The 12,904-nt window shown below is 36.3% G+C and carries 10 protein-coding genes and 1 other RNA gene; 6 read left to right on the forward strand and 5 right to left on the reverse strand.

The window, feature by feature from the left end:
• Nucleotides 1–180: 180 nt before the first annotated feature.
• On the forward strand, nt 181–2,808 hold the full coding sequence (locus MHI53_RS11660) for an Ig-like domain-containing protein (protein WP_340373548.1): 2,628 nt from the start codon (nt 181–183) through the stop codon (nt 2,806–2,808).
• A gap of 521 nt (nt 2,809–3,329) precedes the next feature.
• On the opposite strand, the gene MHI53_RS11665 is transcribed toward MHI53_RS11660, so the two are convergent.
• The 3 genes from MHI53_RS11665 to MHI53_RS11675 all read right to left on the reverse strand — a co-directional run bounded on the left by MHI53_RS11665 (nt 3,330) and on the right by MHI53_RS11675 (nt 7,657).
• Nucleotides 3,330–4,088, reverse strand: a complete 759-nt coding sequence (locus MHI53_RS11665; RefSeq protein ID WP_340373549.1) for a hypothetical protein — start codon at nt 4,086–4,088, stop codon at nt 3,330–3,332.
• 1,452 nt (nt 4,089–5,540) lie between these two features.
• Entirely contained in the window at nt 5,541–6,206 is a 666-nt protein-coding gene (locus MHI53_RS11670) for a restriction endonuclease (protein WP_061141948.1), read from the reverse strand.
• A gap of 389 nt (nt 6,207–6,595) precedes the next feature.
• Nucleotides 6,596–7,657: a DUF3900 domain-containing protein gene (locus tag MHI53_RS11675; protein WP_061141947.1), complete on the reverse strand. Its 1,062-nt coding sequence runs from the start codon at nt 7,655–7,657 to the stop codon at nt 6,596–6,598.
• A 265-nt stretch (nt 7,658–7,922) separates the two neighbouring features.
• Here MHI53_RS11675 and MHI53_RS11680 point away from each other — a divergent pair, with 265 nt between their 5' ends.
• Nucleotides 7,923–9,221 carry a globin-coupled sensor protein gene (locus MHI53_RS11680; RefSeq protein WP_061141946.1) on the forward strand — a complete coding sequence of 433 codons (1,299 nt, stop codon included), beginning with the start codon at nt 7,923–7,925 and terminating at the stop codon, nt 9,219–9,221.
• A 233-nt stretch (nt 9,222–9,454) separates the two neighbouring features.
• Here MHI53_RS11680 and tatA read toward each other — a convergent pair whose 3' ends face one another.
• Nucleotides 9,455–9,661 (reverse strand): twin-arginine translocase TatA/TatE family subunit, encoded by a 207-nt coding sequence (gene tatA / locus MHI53_RS11685; RefSeq protein WP_061141945.1) that lies wholly within the window; start codon nt 9,659–9,661, stop codon nt 9,455–9,457.
• Nucleotides 9,662–9,871: 210 nt separating this feature from the next.
• Here tatA and ssrS point away from each other — a divergent pair.
• From ssrS to MHI53_RS11700, 3 genes are all read left to right on the forward strand, one after another.
• Nucleotides 9,872–10,059: non-coding RNA, 6S RNA (gene ssrS / locus MHI53_RS11690), on the forward strand.
• 246 nt (nt 10,060–10,305) lie between these two features.
• Nucleotides 10,306–11,661, forward strand: coding sequence for an aromatic acid/H+ symport family MFS transporter (locus tag MHI53_RS11695; RefSeq protein WP_340373550.1), 1,356 nt, complete (start codon nt 10,306–10,308; stop codon nt 11,659–11,661).
• Nucleotides 11,662–11,960: 299 nt separating this feature from the next.
• Nucleotides 11,961–12,149: a hypothetical protein gene (locus MHI53_RS11700; RefSeq protein WP_340373551.1), complete on the forward strand. Its 189-nt coding sequence runs from the start codon at nt 11,961–11,963 to the stop codon at nt 12,147–12,149.
• Nucleotides 12,150–12,240: 91 nt separating this feature from the next.
• On the opposite strand, the gene MHI53_RS11705 is transcribed toward MHI53_RS11700, so the two are convergent.
• Nucleotides 12,241–12,567: a YnfA family protein gene (locus tag MHI53_RS11705; RefSeq protein ID WP_340373552.1), complete on the reverse strand. Its 327-nt coding sequence runs from the start codon at nt 12,565–12,567 to the stop codon at nt 12,241–12,243.
• Nucleotides 12,568–12,650: 83 nt separating this feature from the next.
• Here MHI53_RS11705 and MHI53_RS11710 point away from each other — a divergent pair, with 83 nt between their 5' ends.
• A complete protein-coding gene (locus MHI53_RS11710) occupies nt 12,651–12,872 on the forward strand; it encodes a hypothetical protein (protein ID WP_340373553.1) in 222 nt (73 codons plus the stop codon).
• The last annotated feature ends 32 nt before the right edge of the window (nt 12,873–12,904 follow it).

Raw genomic sequence — 12,904 nt, forward strand, 5'->3', positions numbered from 1 at the left:
ACATACTTAAGCTCCCCATCAAATAAGGTGGGGGCCTTTGTAAATATCTATTTAGATATAATGAGAATAGGTGCAAAAGCATTAGTTTTTTTGGTTAATTGGTGTATAATGGAATAATTGTAAGGCTAATATATTAATAGTGTGAACTCATTATATATAATTTATTATTTGGAGGCAAAAATGTATAAATATTTAACAATACTAGTTTTTACTGCACTGTTCATTCTTGGTTTTCGAGTAGAGGATATTGTAAAGGCTAGTGAAGGAACAAGTGTAAAAGGAATAATTAAAGAAAATGCAACATGGACAAAGGAAAATTCCCCTTACTATTTAACTGGTGATATTCAAATTGCAAATGGAATTAAATTAAATGTAGAACCTGGAGTTATAATAAAAGGGAATAATAATCGAATTAGAGTTTTCGGGGATTTTGAAGCAATTGGCAAATCTGAATCAAAAATAATATTTAAAAATGTAAATATAGAGCCAGGAAGTGGAAGTTCTAGTGAACAGTTTCTAATTGATATTGAAAGTGCCGAAATTATTCAAGGGAGCTTATATAGACCTACAGGATATGGAGTCTATGGGAGTTTTGTATTAAAGGATTCAAAGTTAGTTGATTTAACGCAAGATTCCTTTTACCTTTGGTATCCAACTAGAGATGTTTATATTGAACGTAATGTATTTGTAAATAGTGGTGGAATAAGTGTGGGTACAAGTGATGGTGTTAAGGTAAATATCATAAACAATGTATTCTACAATTATACTAACTATGCGATTGAAAATTGGGCTAGTTATGATAATTCTGAAACTATTGTTTCTCATAATTCTTTTTTAATTCCTAAACTAAATGATTTAGGTGACCCAATAACAAGTAAGGATACTTTGGTTTTACCCGCTGGTTACACGAATGCTAAAATGATAGCAACTAATAATTATTGGGGAACAACAGATGAATCGTTTATTGATAATATGGTCTTTGATAAGAATGATGATCTAAGCTCATCTTCATATATAAACTTTAAACCGTATCTAAAAAACCCAGACCCTAACACACCTGAGTTTGAAAATACACCTCCTGAACACCCTATTGTAGATAGGATAACTAATAGAGATACCTTTATTCAGGGGGAAGGAGAAAAAAATGCCACCATTAATGTCTACACTGAATATAACTATTTTGTTGGGAATACAAAAATAGATTCTAATGGTAAGTTTAAAATGCCAATACAACCAATTAAAGAAGGTACTCAGTTAGTCATTATAGCAACTGATGAATGGTTTAATAAAAGTAACCCTTCCCTTGTTATTGTAGAGGATGTAATCTCCCCTAATATCCCTACGGTAAATGAGGTAACAGACAAATCAACTAGCATGACAGGATCAGCAGAAGCAGGTTCTTCTATCACAATCAAAGCAGGAACGACCGTTATAGGATCAGGGACTTCCAATACAGAAGGTGAATATAAGGTTACAATACCAAAACAAAAAGCAGGAACGAAGTTATTGGTAACTGCCACGGATGATGAAGGAAACAGTAGTGAAGTGAAGGAAGTTACAGTGAAAGATGTGACAGCTCCAGATTCACCCACGGTAAATGAAGTAACAGAAAATTCCACAAGTGTGACAGGAACAGCGGAAGCAGGTTCTACTATTACGGTCAAAGCGGGAACGACGGTAATAGGATCAACGACTGTTGATACTGAGGGCAAATATACGGTTTCAATACCAAAACAAAAATCAGGAACAATACTTTCTGTAACAGCTACAGATGGTGTAGGAAATACAAGTGAAGTGAAGGAAGTAACGGTAAAAGATGTGACAGCTCCACGTTCACCTGCAATAATTGAAGTAACGGAAAATTCCACAAGTGTTTCTGGAACAGCGGAAGCAGGTACTACCATTACGGTCAAAGCGGGAACGACGGTAATAGGGACAGTACCTGTTGATACTGAAGGCAAATATACGGTTACAATACCAAAACAAAAAGCAGGAACGAAATTAACAGTAACGGCAACAGATGTTGCAGGGAACATCAGTGAAGTAAAAGAAGTAACGGTGAAAGACGTAACAGCTCCATCAGTCCCAACAGTCAATACTGTATATGATGACGCTACTGTTATTAGTGGTAAAGTTGAAACAAATGCAAAAGTATATGCATTAGCGGGAAGCAAGAAAATCGGAGAAGCAACGGCAAAAAATGGAGCATATACGATTAAGATTGCAAAACAAAAAGCAGGATCAAACATTTCTGTTTATGCTACAGATACTTCAGGTAATAAGAGTGGAAGTAAAACAGTTAAAGTTATAGATAAAACTCCACCAAGCCCCCCAACAGCCAATACTGTATATGATAACGCTACTGTTATTAGTGGCAAAGCTGAAACAAATGCAAAAGTATATGCAATGGTGGGAAGCAAGAAAATCGGAGAAGCAACGGCAAAAAATGGAGCATATACGATTAAGATTGCTAAACAAAAAGCAGGAACAAGCATTTCTGTTTATGCAGTTGATTCGGTAGATAATAAGAGTGGAAGTAAAACAGTTAAGGTAATCGACAAAACTGCACCTTCTGTACCCTCAGTCAATAAAATTTTAAGTAACACAGTATCGGTAACGGGCAAAAGTGAAAAGGGAGCATCAATTTATATTTACAATGGAAGTAAGAAGCTTGGCCAAGGAATAGTGGATAGCCGAGGATATTATAAAGTGAAAATCAAGGCACAAAAGAAGGATTCAACCATAAAGATTTACGCTCAAGATAAATCAGGCAACCAGAGTGATGCCAAAAAAATGAAGGTAAGCTAGGCTTAACGATTATTTTCAAAAAGAAAGGGGGCAGCTTCCAAAAGTCTTTTTTGACTTTTAGAGGCTGCCCCCTTATTATTTTTTCAACCCTTATTTACTTAATAAGCTCGTTACAAAGAAGTATTGTGGTACTATTATTTGTATCTTTGAACAGAAATTTTAGCGTTTTCTTCTTTTACATGATTCTTGATATAAAGTTCCATATCGCTGATTTAACCTTTATTTCAGTAGATTTTAGGTCGAATATAATAAAAATTAGGCTTGATATACAAATCTGATTAATAAAGAAGATATCATTACGATAGAGCAAATACTTAGAACAATAAACGGAAATTTAGATTTATTGTTGTAATTTGCATAAGCCAATACAGAGGTGAAAAATAAAAATACTACTTGCATCCAAATAGGCTGTTCAAAAGGACCTGTTCGCAATAATATAGTTACAGCCAATGCAGAAAAAATTAGTATTATAGTAAAAGGATAAATCATCCTCCGCATCTTCTTTATCCCCCTTTGTTATTTTATGCACATGGTCTTGTGCCGTAATACCAACTTCCAGTTTTATTATAAGATTTATTGAATGTTTTTCCGAATAAAGTGAAGTTAATTCTTGGGTTTTGATATCTATATTGATACAAATTTTCACAACCGGTAAATTTCTTGGAACTACTTCGATAATTATCAACTTTAAAAGTACCACTCAATAATTTTTGAGAGAAGTATGTTCCTGCTCCAACAATACCTAACCATGCGCTAATTGTACCAGCATAATCAGTTTTAGCAAATTTAAAACCAGTGAGATAAGCAGTACCAATCACGCCGCCAATGACTGTTATTATAGCACTCAAAGAATTTACATGTTTGTTATAACTAAGAGTGGTAGTAGACATATATTTAGGTGCACTTGAAGCAGCCATTATCGCCGAAATAGTAACGTCTGAATTTCCTAATTCTGGTTTTATTGTTTCATCCATCTTAAATTCACCTTTTTCACCATTCAATAGAAAATAATTATCGCCTTTATGATAAACAAATTCTTGTATTTCGCCAGTAGATGATTCAGTAATTACTTCAACAGTGTCATTTTCAACAGATTCAATTGTAGAAAGAACAATTTCATTGTCATTTTCTGTTTTAATAACTATCTTTTCTTCTGTTGATTCTAATACATTTACTGACAAATTTTGATTATCTTTAGTTGAAGCATTAGCAGTAATTGGCCCTATACTAGCTAATGTAAGTGATACAGTAAGGATGAACGATAAAGGTTTTTTATACATTTATTAGGCACTCCTTTTTAATTATTATCAGAATGCTATTAAACTAGATACAAATAAACGTTAACAAAAATATATTTCATGATCTCCCAGTACTACAAGATAATTTTGGACAGGTAATGATAGTATCCAAACTATTTTATACGGCACTAATTTCGGTTGAATTTGTTGTTTCAGCTTTTACTTGTGGGATTGTAACAAAAACATTAGAAAATAATAACAGAGATAAACATTATACTAACTTTAAAAGTTTCTTTTTAACATTCATTGATATACACTCCTCTTTTTCTATGTTTATAGATAAATTGTCCCTAAACCCCTAAGTCTATAGTATGGAATATTTATGAAAAAATAAAGTTTTTTACAAAAATAGAAATAATATAAGTAAAAAGGAGTGAATTTAAACTATAAATGGTTGGATTGCATGAATATAGGAATTTCTAGCCTTGGAAGGTACAATTTAGTGAGAACTTCAGTTTTATATTTAATTGATGATTGCGTAGGATTCCATATGAATGAACCTAATTTATAAAAAATAATGGATATCTCCAAAAAAGATTTATGAGAGGAAGCATTTGAAAATCAGTCGAGGACAAGTATTTTTGTTAAAAAACACAATGAATATTAGTGAATTTAAAGAGTGGAATAATAAAATAGACATAAATCAATAATCAACTGGGTTAGTTATTAAAGATAATAAACAAGCAGATTCGTATAATATAACTGCCAAAGAATTATTTGAAAAGATTGGTAAAATATATTAAAAAAATGTTATTAGAGACAAAATATTTTTTATAGCAAAAAGAATGAGGAATAATTTCATCCAAGGAATAAAAAAATAGGTGATATTAAATCTGATCATAAAGAATTCAATAAAAAGAAATGGATATTTAATGTATATTATGTCTTTAATAGAGGTCTAAAAATAATAAAGAATTTAAATTTTTATTATTAGCATTTTTATTTTTAAAAAAGATGCTTTTTATATTAATTAATTATGATTTCGTATCGAGTAATACAATGGATAAATTCTTATTTAATATTTTTGAGGGGATATTCAAAATTGCGACACAGAATAATTGTGAATTTGTAGCTTGACGGGGAGTAAATTAAAATGAATCAAAAACTTCGGAACCTAGGTTGAAAATAGATTTAGGTTTTCCAATGATTAAATTCCTCAAACTTTGTGGTGTTACGAGCCCAATAACTATTCACATAACACCTAGCGATCTTAATTTTAATTGATGCTTCCGTTTTGATTAGATAACTTAACAACAGATTTAAATTTACTGATATTATATTATCCTTTCCTAGTCTGTAATACACAGGTCATATCACTCGGATATTTAAAACTTATTTTTTAGGATTATTCTCAAACTATTTACAACAAGTACGATAATATGGTGCTGTAAGATAAACACAATTTGATTAGTGGTATAATGGAAGAACTAATTCTTAATTAGATTTATTTATATTAATTTCACTTATGATATTAATTAATTGTTGACCATCAATAAGTATAATAGGCTTATTAGCTACATAATGTACAGCCGTATTAGCAAAGGAGCTAGTTGTAACATAAAATCCTTCCTGAGCTTGTATGTCGATTAAAGCACTGTGAAACTTTTGAATTTCGGGACGTCCGATTCTTTTAGTAGCGTATCTCTTACATTCAACTATTGAAATATAGCCTTCTTTTCTTAATATAATATCTTTTCCACCATCTCCACTTGCCGAAGTAACTGTAGCTTCGTACCCTTTCGAAGAAAATAAGTCTGCTATGTAATATTCAAAGTCCCTATGTGGCATCATTTTTAGGTTATCGAGGTCAGCCCCATTTTTTAGTTTTTCTAATCTTTCTCTTTCTTTTTGTTTTTTAATTAGGGCTTGTTCATTTTTCTTCATTAATTTATATTTGTGAAGGGAAAAGAATAGTCCTATACAGAGAGCAAAAAGGTATCCCCACTGGAACAAATTCCAATCCCTTGAAAGGCTAATTAAATTGTCTAAGAATAAGGCAATTAAATGTAAAATATAAAATATAAGAAATATGCCTAAAAAAAGAGTAAGTAAAATAAGTTCACTACTTTTCGAAGTAGCTTTTCTTTTTCTGCGAGCCATCAATAATCCCTCCTAAGTTTATTTTTTCCAATATTGCGGAAATTTAGAGGGGAGGATAAGAAATATTTTTTTTGAGACAGTATGATAAATTAATTACTCAAGGATTTAAATTTAGCTTAAAGAAGGTTTTCAAACTCTTAAAGTCAATTCATAAAGAGGTAACGAACGTTGTTCCTGATGGTCTTTATTTATAAAGTTGAATTGTACAAATAAACTGCACTCAATAAAATAAAAACCCCTCCAATTTTTTGCAATTGGGGGGGAGATAATTCACATAAATGGAAACTTTAATAAACAAGCCATAAGACCTTGATTTTTTATTTTTGTGGCGTGAAATCATAGTTATATCAACACTTTTAGCGTTCGAAAAACTATAAAAACCTTACTCCTCAAACCTTCCTACTAATCTTCTCCACAATCTCCATCAAATCATCCGGCCTATGAAATTCAATCGGCGACACGCCTTTATCGAACTCGATCGTATCGGATTCTATCATCAATACATATTTCCCGTTAATCTTCCCTAAATGAATGCTGTCGCCGAAATCGGCTAGAAGTCCTTTGATGGATGTACTGCCAAGCTTCATTCGTAATTCAGCTTCAGGTGTATGCTCGACAATCTGGGCTGTTGCTTCGACGACCTGATGGGTTTCAAGGCGTTCTTGAATTTCCCGCTTTTCACTTGTTTCCCAGATTTCCAGGTCTTGTTCGAATTTATGCAATTCGTCACTGTTTTCTTCGAATTGGGCGGATACATGTTCATGGACCATGTGGATGACCTGGTTTTTCATGATTTCCGGCATCGATTCGCCATATTCGACGAATTTCAGGAAATCCTCGAAGTAGCGGGCGTGTGAGGCCTGGTGGATTTTCAGTTCGGCTTCTTCGACGATTCCTTCTTCGGGCATGTAGGGGTATTGAATCGATTTCATATTTTTTGTGGTGATGGCCATTTCGACGTGCCTGATCAAGGTGCGTTCGTCCGAAATCGAAGCGACCTTTGGCTCGAAATCACATTTAAGCAAGAAAACGAATGGTTCATCGAAATACTTCGTTAATTTGGCGGAAGCGATGAGGAAAACACCGCCGCGGACGGCACTCGTATCGATATATGACCGTGTGAATTGTTCGTTTTCGGTCTGGAATTCTTCTTTTGTTTTGGCATAGCGTACACGGCTAAATGCATTGTAATTAGGGTTCGAATCAAGTGCATGTCCTTCCTCGACAATGAAGGTGCCGATTTTCGTCGGTACTTGTTCCGTTTTTGGATGACGGTCCACTTTTCGTTTGGAGATTTTCATCAATTCCCCATCCAGGAAATCCTTTAGCGGGCTTTCTTCGTACTCTGCCGTATCAAGCGTTTGAAAATGTTTAAAACGTTTATCGGCCTGATCGCCCTTTCCTTCGACTTGAATTAAATAAAAAGACAGATAGGTAATCGTAAAATCCATGCTTGTCACCTTTTCCAATTAGTATATATATGTCCCGTTCTTTTCTTATGACTTAATAAGTATAGAGATGAACGGTGATTGCGTCAACATCCTAAATGTCTTCAAAGCTCCGGTAATCCTCTTTTGTTATAAATCAGCGTACAAGGTCCTTAGATATGGGTGAAAAGTACTTATTCATAGGCAGTTTTATCTAAATAATTAAAGAAAGTTGGGCACTATGTCGAAATAATAAATAGTGGTAGAGAAAATGGGAGGCAATTTAGTGATGAAAAGTAGATGGAGAAGCAGGCGGAAAATAGAGACCATAGATTACTCGCAATTCAAGGATCAGATCGGTATTGATATTACCGAATATCCGGGTGTATTGACGCAAGTGGACATGATTCATCTAACGATTGCGGACTTATGTATCATTCGTTCCATGCAGGACAAGGTGAAAGATCATTTGACCGAAATAGTCGATAATTTTTATAAAAATTTGGAAAATGAACCTTCATTAAAGGAAATCATTTCTGATAACAGTTCCGTTGAAAGGCTGAAAAAGACCCTGCATCGACATATGTTCGAAATGTTCAGCGGCACGATCAATGATGCGTATATCAAACAGCGCTATGTGATCGCGCACGTGCATGTCCGCATCGGACTGCAGCCAAAATGGTATATGAGCGCATTCCAAGATTTATTGCAATCAGTAATCATTCATGTGCTTTCCAACTTAAAGGATATGGACCAATATCAGAATAACATCTTGGCTGTCACAAAAATCTTCAATTTAGAGCAGCAAATCGTTTTAGAGGCGTATGAACTTGAAAATGAGAAAATTCGTCAAGAAAACCTGGACGCAAAAGAAACGATAAAGCGGCAGGTGAACCATAATGCAGAAGAGTTGGCAGCGATCAGTGAGGAGACTAGCTCGGCGACTCAATTGATGGCAAATAAGGTCTCTGAAATTCATGGTTTCACCGAGAAGGGATCAGAAATCGCGATTCAGGCAGAGGGGAAATCGAATGAAGGAGTGGCGCTGTTACAAGGATTAGAGAAAAGATTGATGAGAACGCAGGAGCAGATGAAGATCATTGCCAAGGATATGGAGCAGCTATCGAAAACTTCCAAGGAAATCGAACGGATCGTCACGATCATTACATCCATTGCGGAACAAACGAATTTGTTGGCACTGAACGCAGCGATTGAAGCGGCAAGAGCAGGTGAAAATGGTAAAGGTTTTGCGGTTGTAGCGGGTGAGGTAAGGAAGCTGTCGGAAAATACCAAGGATTCCGTCTCGGAGGTCGTGAAGCTGGTTAGCGGCATCGCTCATTTTACCGATATAATGAATACATCGATTTCCTTGGTTAGCGGGGAAATCACGGAAGGTACGAAGCAAGGGAAGGAAACGGGCTTGTTTTTTACCGACATCGCCAAGGCCATGCTTACAGTAAAAGAGCAAAATATTAAAACAACCAAGGAGATGACAGAACTGAGTGCGATATTCGATGAAATTAACGAAGCGTTCAATCAAGTTGCGGTTTCCTCAGATCAATTGACGGAAATGACACTGAACCTGTAAGGAGTTGTGTATTTCAAAAATCAACTCGCTAGAATATCCGCAGTAATCATTACAAAAAAAGGTTGGCAAAAAAAGAAATACTTGAAAACAGCAGCGGTTAATGTTATATTAATAAAGCGATGAGCTAATTTGTGTAAGCCGCAGAACAAGCTTTTAGCTAAACGTCGGGATGTGGCCTGACGGTTCTACGCCTCAAACGCATCAAAGACGCCTGCTGCGTGCAGGCGTCTTTTTCATTTGGCGGATTCTTTCCTAGCCGTTTCGACATCTTCTTTGAATTCCTCTTGGATTTCTTCCGTAATCCCCTTTGTTGCATCCTTGAACTCCCTGAGGGAGGTGCCGACTGCTCGTCCGATTTGCGGGAGCTTATTCGGTCCAAAAACGACCAAAGCTAGCAGTAGAATCACTATTAAACCGGGAAAACCAATGTTTGAAAGCATGAAAATCACTCCAATCGAATCTGTTAGTTAATATTATAGACCCCTGATATGTATTTGCAAAGGCTATTTACTATTTATTGTAAAGATTCAAGCCTACAGATTAGGCTAACGATCGTTCCATTGTGACCGGTCCTTCAATAGTTCGTGATAATTTCCTTGCTAAGGAATGAAATAACTTGCAAGGTTGAAGGAAATTATGTATTATAACTATACAAGCTGCGTTGTTCGTAATGATAATTAAGTTTTAACCTTTAAGCTGTAATAGGGAGTTTTACATCGAAACAGGAATGTTATGCCTCGTCACTGACCTGGACAACAGGATTGTTTCTGCAAACACCCACTTTGAGGAGTGGTGGTTTAAAACTTTCTTACTTGAATACGGCAATGGCGGCTTCCAATTTTAATTTGAAAACCAGTTCCCATTAGGAACTGGTTTTTTTGTTGTGTTCAAGAAGAAGAAGCATGGTGAAGTTGGATTATTGATGATTGTGGAATTTTATATTGAATTATCTGATAATTGCTGTTTATAATGATAAATAGATAACAAAGTTCACTATTTGTATAAATAGTGATGAAATATTTTTTTGAAAAGTAAGCGTTATCATTTGGGTGATGTATCGAAAATCATGGGAGGAGTTAGTTTAATGGCTAAAATCAACACGGCAGAGGTAATAGGCAACAGTCGATTTAACCGCTTTCATTTCGGTTTGCTAGCATGGTGCTTCGTAATTATCCTTTTTGATGGCTACGATCTTGTTATTTATGGGACAGTCGTTCCGATATTGACCGATGAGTGGAACCTCACTTCAGTCGAGGCAGGGGCCATGGGAAGCTACGGTTTGTTTGGAATGATGTTCGGGGCAATCTTTTTTGGCATATTGGCGGATCGGATTGGCAGAAAGAAAGTTATTGCCATCTCATTGATTTTATTTAGTTTATTTACGTTGTTATGTGGTTTTGTAGATACGCCTTCGATGTTTTCGACTTTTCGGTTTTTAGCGGGCTTGGGTCTGGGGGGCGTCATGCCAAATGTGATTGCTTTATTGACGGATTATTCACCGAAAAGGATGAGGAGCATGGTCGTTTCAATCGTTTTATGCGGTTATTCTGTTGGCGGAATGCTTGCCCCCATCCTTGGAATTGTACTTATACCCTCAGTAGGTTGGGAATCCATTTTCTGGTTTGCGGGTATACCATTGTTATTTATACCTATTTTGCTGAAGCGATTGCCGGAGGCCACGTCGCATCTTATCCGGGTTAATAGAAAAGAGGAATTGCTCAACATATTGAACAGGGTCGATCCAGCAAACAAATGTAATATGGAAGACGATATTTTAGATTTGGAAAAAAAGGATGTAAACATACCAATCATTGGGTTGTTTAAGGACTCTCGCACTTTTGGCACGCTGATGTTTTGGACTGCCTATTTTATGTGCTTGTTGATGATATTCGGATTGAATACATGGCTTCCAAAGCTGATGCTTGAGGCTGGATATGCACTGAACTCAAGCTTAGGTTTCTTGGTCGTCCTTCAAGGGGGAGCCATCGCGGGTACTCTCATCATTGCTAAACTGTGTGATCGATATGGGTTTAAAAGAATGCTCGTGCCCATGTATGCGCTTGGGGCAATCAGTTTGACTTTAATGGGTATGGGAGGCAACTTGTTCTGGATTTACATATTGGTAGTTGTTGCAGGAGCTTGTACGATTGGTTCCCAGAACCTTATACAGGCCTTTGTTTCCCAATACTACCCAGCCGTCATCCGGTCGACGGCACTTGGCGTGGCCTCTGGGATCGGAAGGATTGGCGGGATGCTTGGACCGATACTTGGCGGTTTTTTATTATCCATTTCATTACCCATTCAATTAAATTTCATTGCCTTTGCCATTCCTGGTCTAATTGCCGCCATCGCTTTATCATTTGTTCCAGTGAAACAGGATTACTACAAAAGTGATCTTTCTAAGCCAAGAGCTGGCATGAAAGTCGAAACGAAGAATTGAGCATTCCATGCAAAGGCATGAAAGGAGAGGATTTCTGCTATTATTTCGTGCTTTTCTTCTTTTTGGCAGTCCATTTACAGTGCGGATTACTTCACATGCTCGCATTGATCTAATCTTCCATGCTCTTACAGTAATGAAGGAAAAGAAGTAGAAACTGCACTCATTGTTCATAATTTCGTAATACGTATTGCTCCAATATCTTAAGAAAAAATGTTAGAATGAGTGTACGGATAATTAATTCCTCCTTGAAAAGGGAGGGAAGCAGTAATTAATCTCATCTCTTGAGAGGAGTCACCACGTTGAAAATTTTAAAACATTCAATATTTTGGTTATGCATGATCGGGACATTATTCTCAATGGTTTATTTCTTTGTAGCGGAAATACCGTTGTACATTAAATTGTTAGGCGGAGCCATCATTCTTTATCTTGCTTATGATTTATTTACTGAATCAAGGGAAAGAAAGCGCAAGGAAGCAATGGATGCTTAATGCATAAAGTCAAAATCCCTCAAAGAGGGATTTTTTTTGTTGGTATGACATAAAGGTAGTGTTGATTGTTTCTTTTTTTCGTCCGTCGTTTTCAGTGCCTGGGAGCCCAGAGGATGACTGAAACACCGACTAAACAGATGGCAGCCCCAATCCAATCGAATGCATCTGGCGTTTTCCTATCGATGCCCCATCCCCATAATACCGATAAGACAATGAAAACCCCGCCATAAGCGGCATAGACACGCCCAAAGGTAGGAAACGTTTGGAAAGTGGCAATGATGCCGTATAACACCAGCCCGAAGCCTCCAATCAAACCTAGATAAATGGATTTGCCTTCTCTTAACCATTGCCAAATAAGATATCCTCCGCCAATTTCAGCAAGGCCAGCCATAAGGAATATCCCGATCGTTACTAACATCTATGTATCCCTCGCTTTCTCGTTGAAATTTTACCATATTTAACAGGCTCTTTGAAAAAAAAGAAAATCATCGGTGGGCAACAATGTACAGCATGAAATCTATCCTTGCCAAGATTGTTGGAGCCTCAAAATATTTGATGCTGATGACGGATAGCGAGCAAAAAACTCTCCAGGTGGCCATGGGCTTATATGTAATGGAAGGAGAGTATGAAATCGAGAGTGGAGTGTTTACAGTTGAAAGGGACACATCCCAAAAATACGCTTCATTTGGGTTGCGATGGAGATGCATGGGGTACTATACCTAAAACGGAACTATCGTAATCTAGTTGAGGAGTTG

Source organism: Peribacillus sp. FSL E2-0218 (genome assembly GCF_037992945.1).
Taxonomy (GTDB): Bacteria; Bacillota; Bacilli; order Bacillales; family DSM-1321; genus Peribacillus; species Peribacillus simplex_B.

Bases quoted from the DNA above. Each gene is read 5' to 3' on its own strand.
- MHI53_RS11680 (WP_061141946.1), top strand. From the start codon at position 7,923: ATGAAAAGTAGATGGAGAAGCAGGCGGAAAATAGAGACCATAGATTAC.
- MHI53_RS11665 (WP_340373549.1), bottom strand. From the start codon at position 4,088: ATGTATAAAAAACCTTTATCGTTCATCCTTACTGTATCACTTACATTA.
- tatA (WP_061141945.1), bottom strand. From the start codon at position 9,661: ATGCTTTCAAACATTGGTTTTCCCGGTTTAATAGTGATTCTACTGCTA.
- MHI53_RS11705 (WP_340373552.1), bottom strand. From the start codon at position 12,567: ATGTTAGTAACGATCGGGATATTCCTTATGGCTGGCCTTGCTGAAATT.
- MHI53_RS11695 (WP_340373550.1), top strand. From the start codon at position 10,306: ATGGCTAAAATCAACACGGCAGAGGTAATAGGCAACAGTCGATTTAAC.
- MHI53_RS11675 (WP_061141947.1), bottom strand. From the start codon at position 7,657: ATGGATTTTACGATTACCTATCTGTCTTTTTATTTAATTCAAGTCGAA.
- MHI53_RS11710 (WP_340373553.1), top strand. From the start codon at position 12,651: ATGTACAGCATGAAATCTATCCTTGCCAAGATTGTTGGAGCCTCAAAA.
- MHI53_RS11660 (WP_340373548.1), top strand. From the start codon at position 181: ATGTATAAATATTTAACAATACTAGTTTTTACTGCACTGTTCATTCTT.
- MHI53_RS11670 (WP_061141948.1), bottom strand. From the start codon at position 6,206: ATGGCTCGCAGAAAAAGAAAAGCTACTTCGAAAAGTAGTGAACTTATT.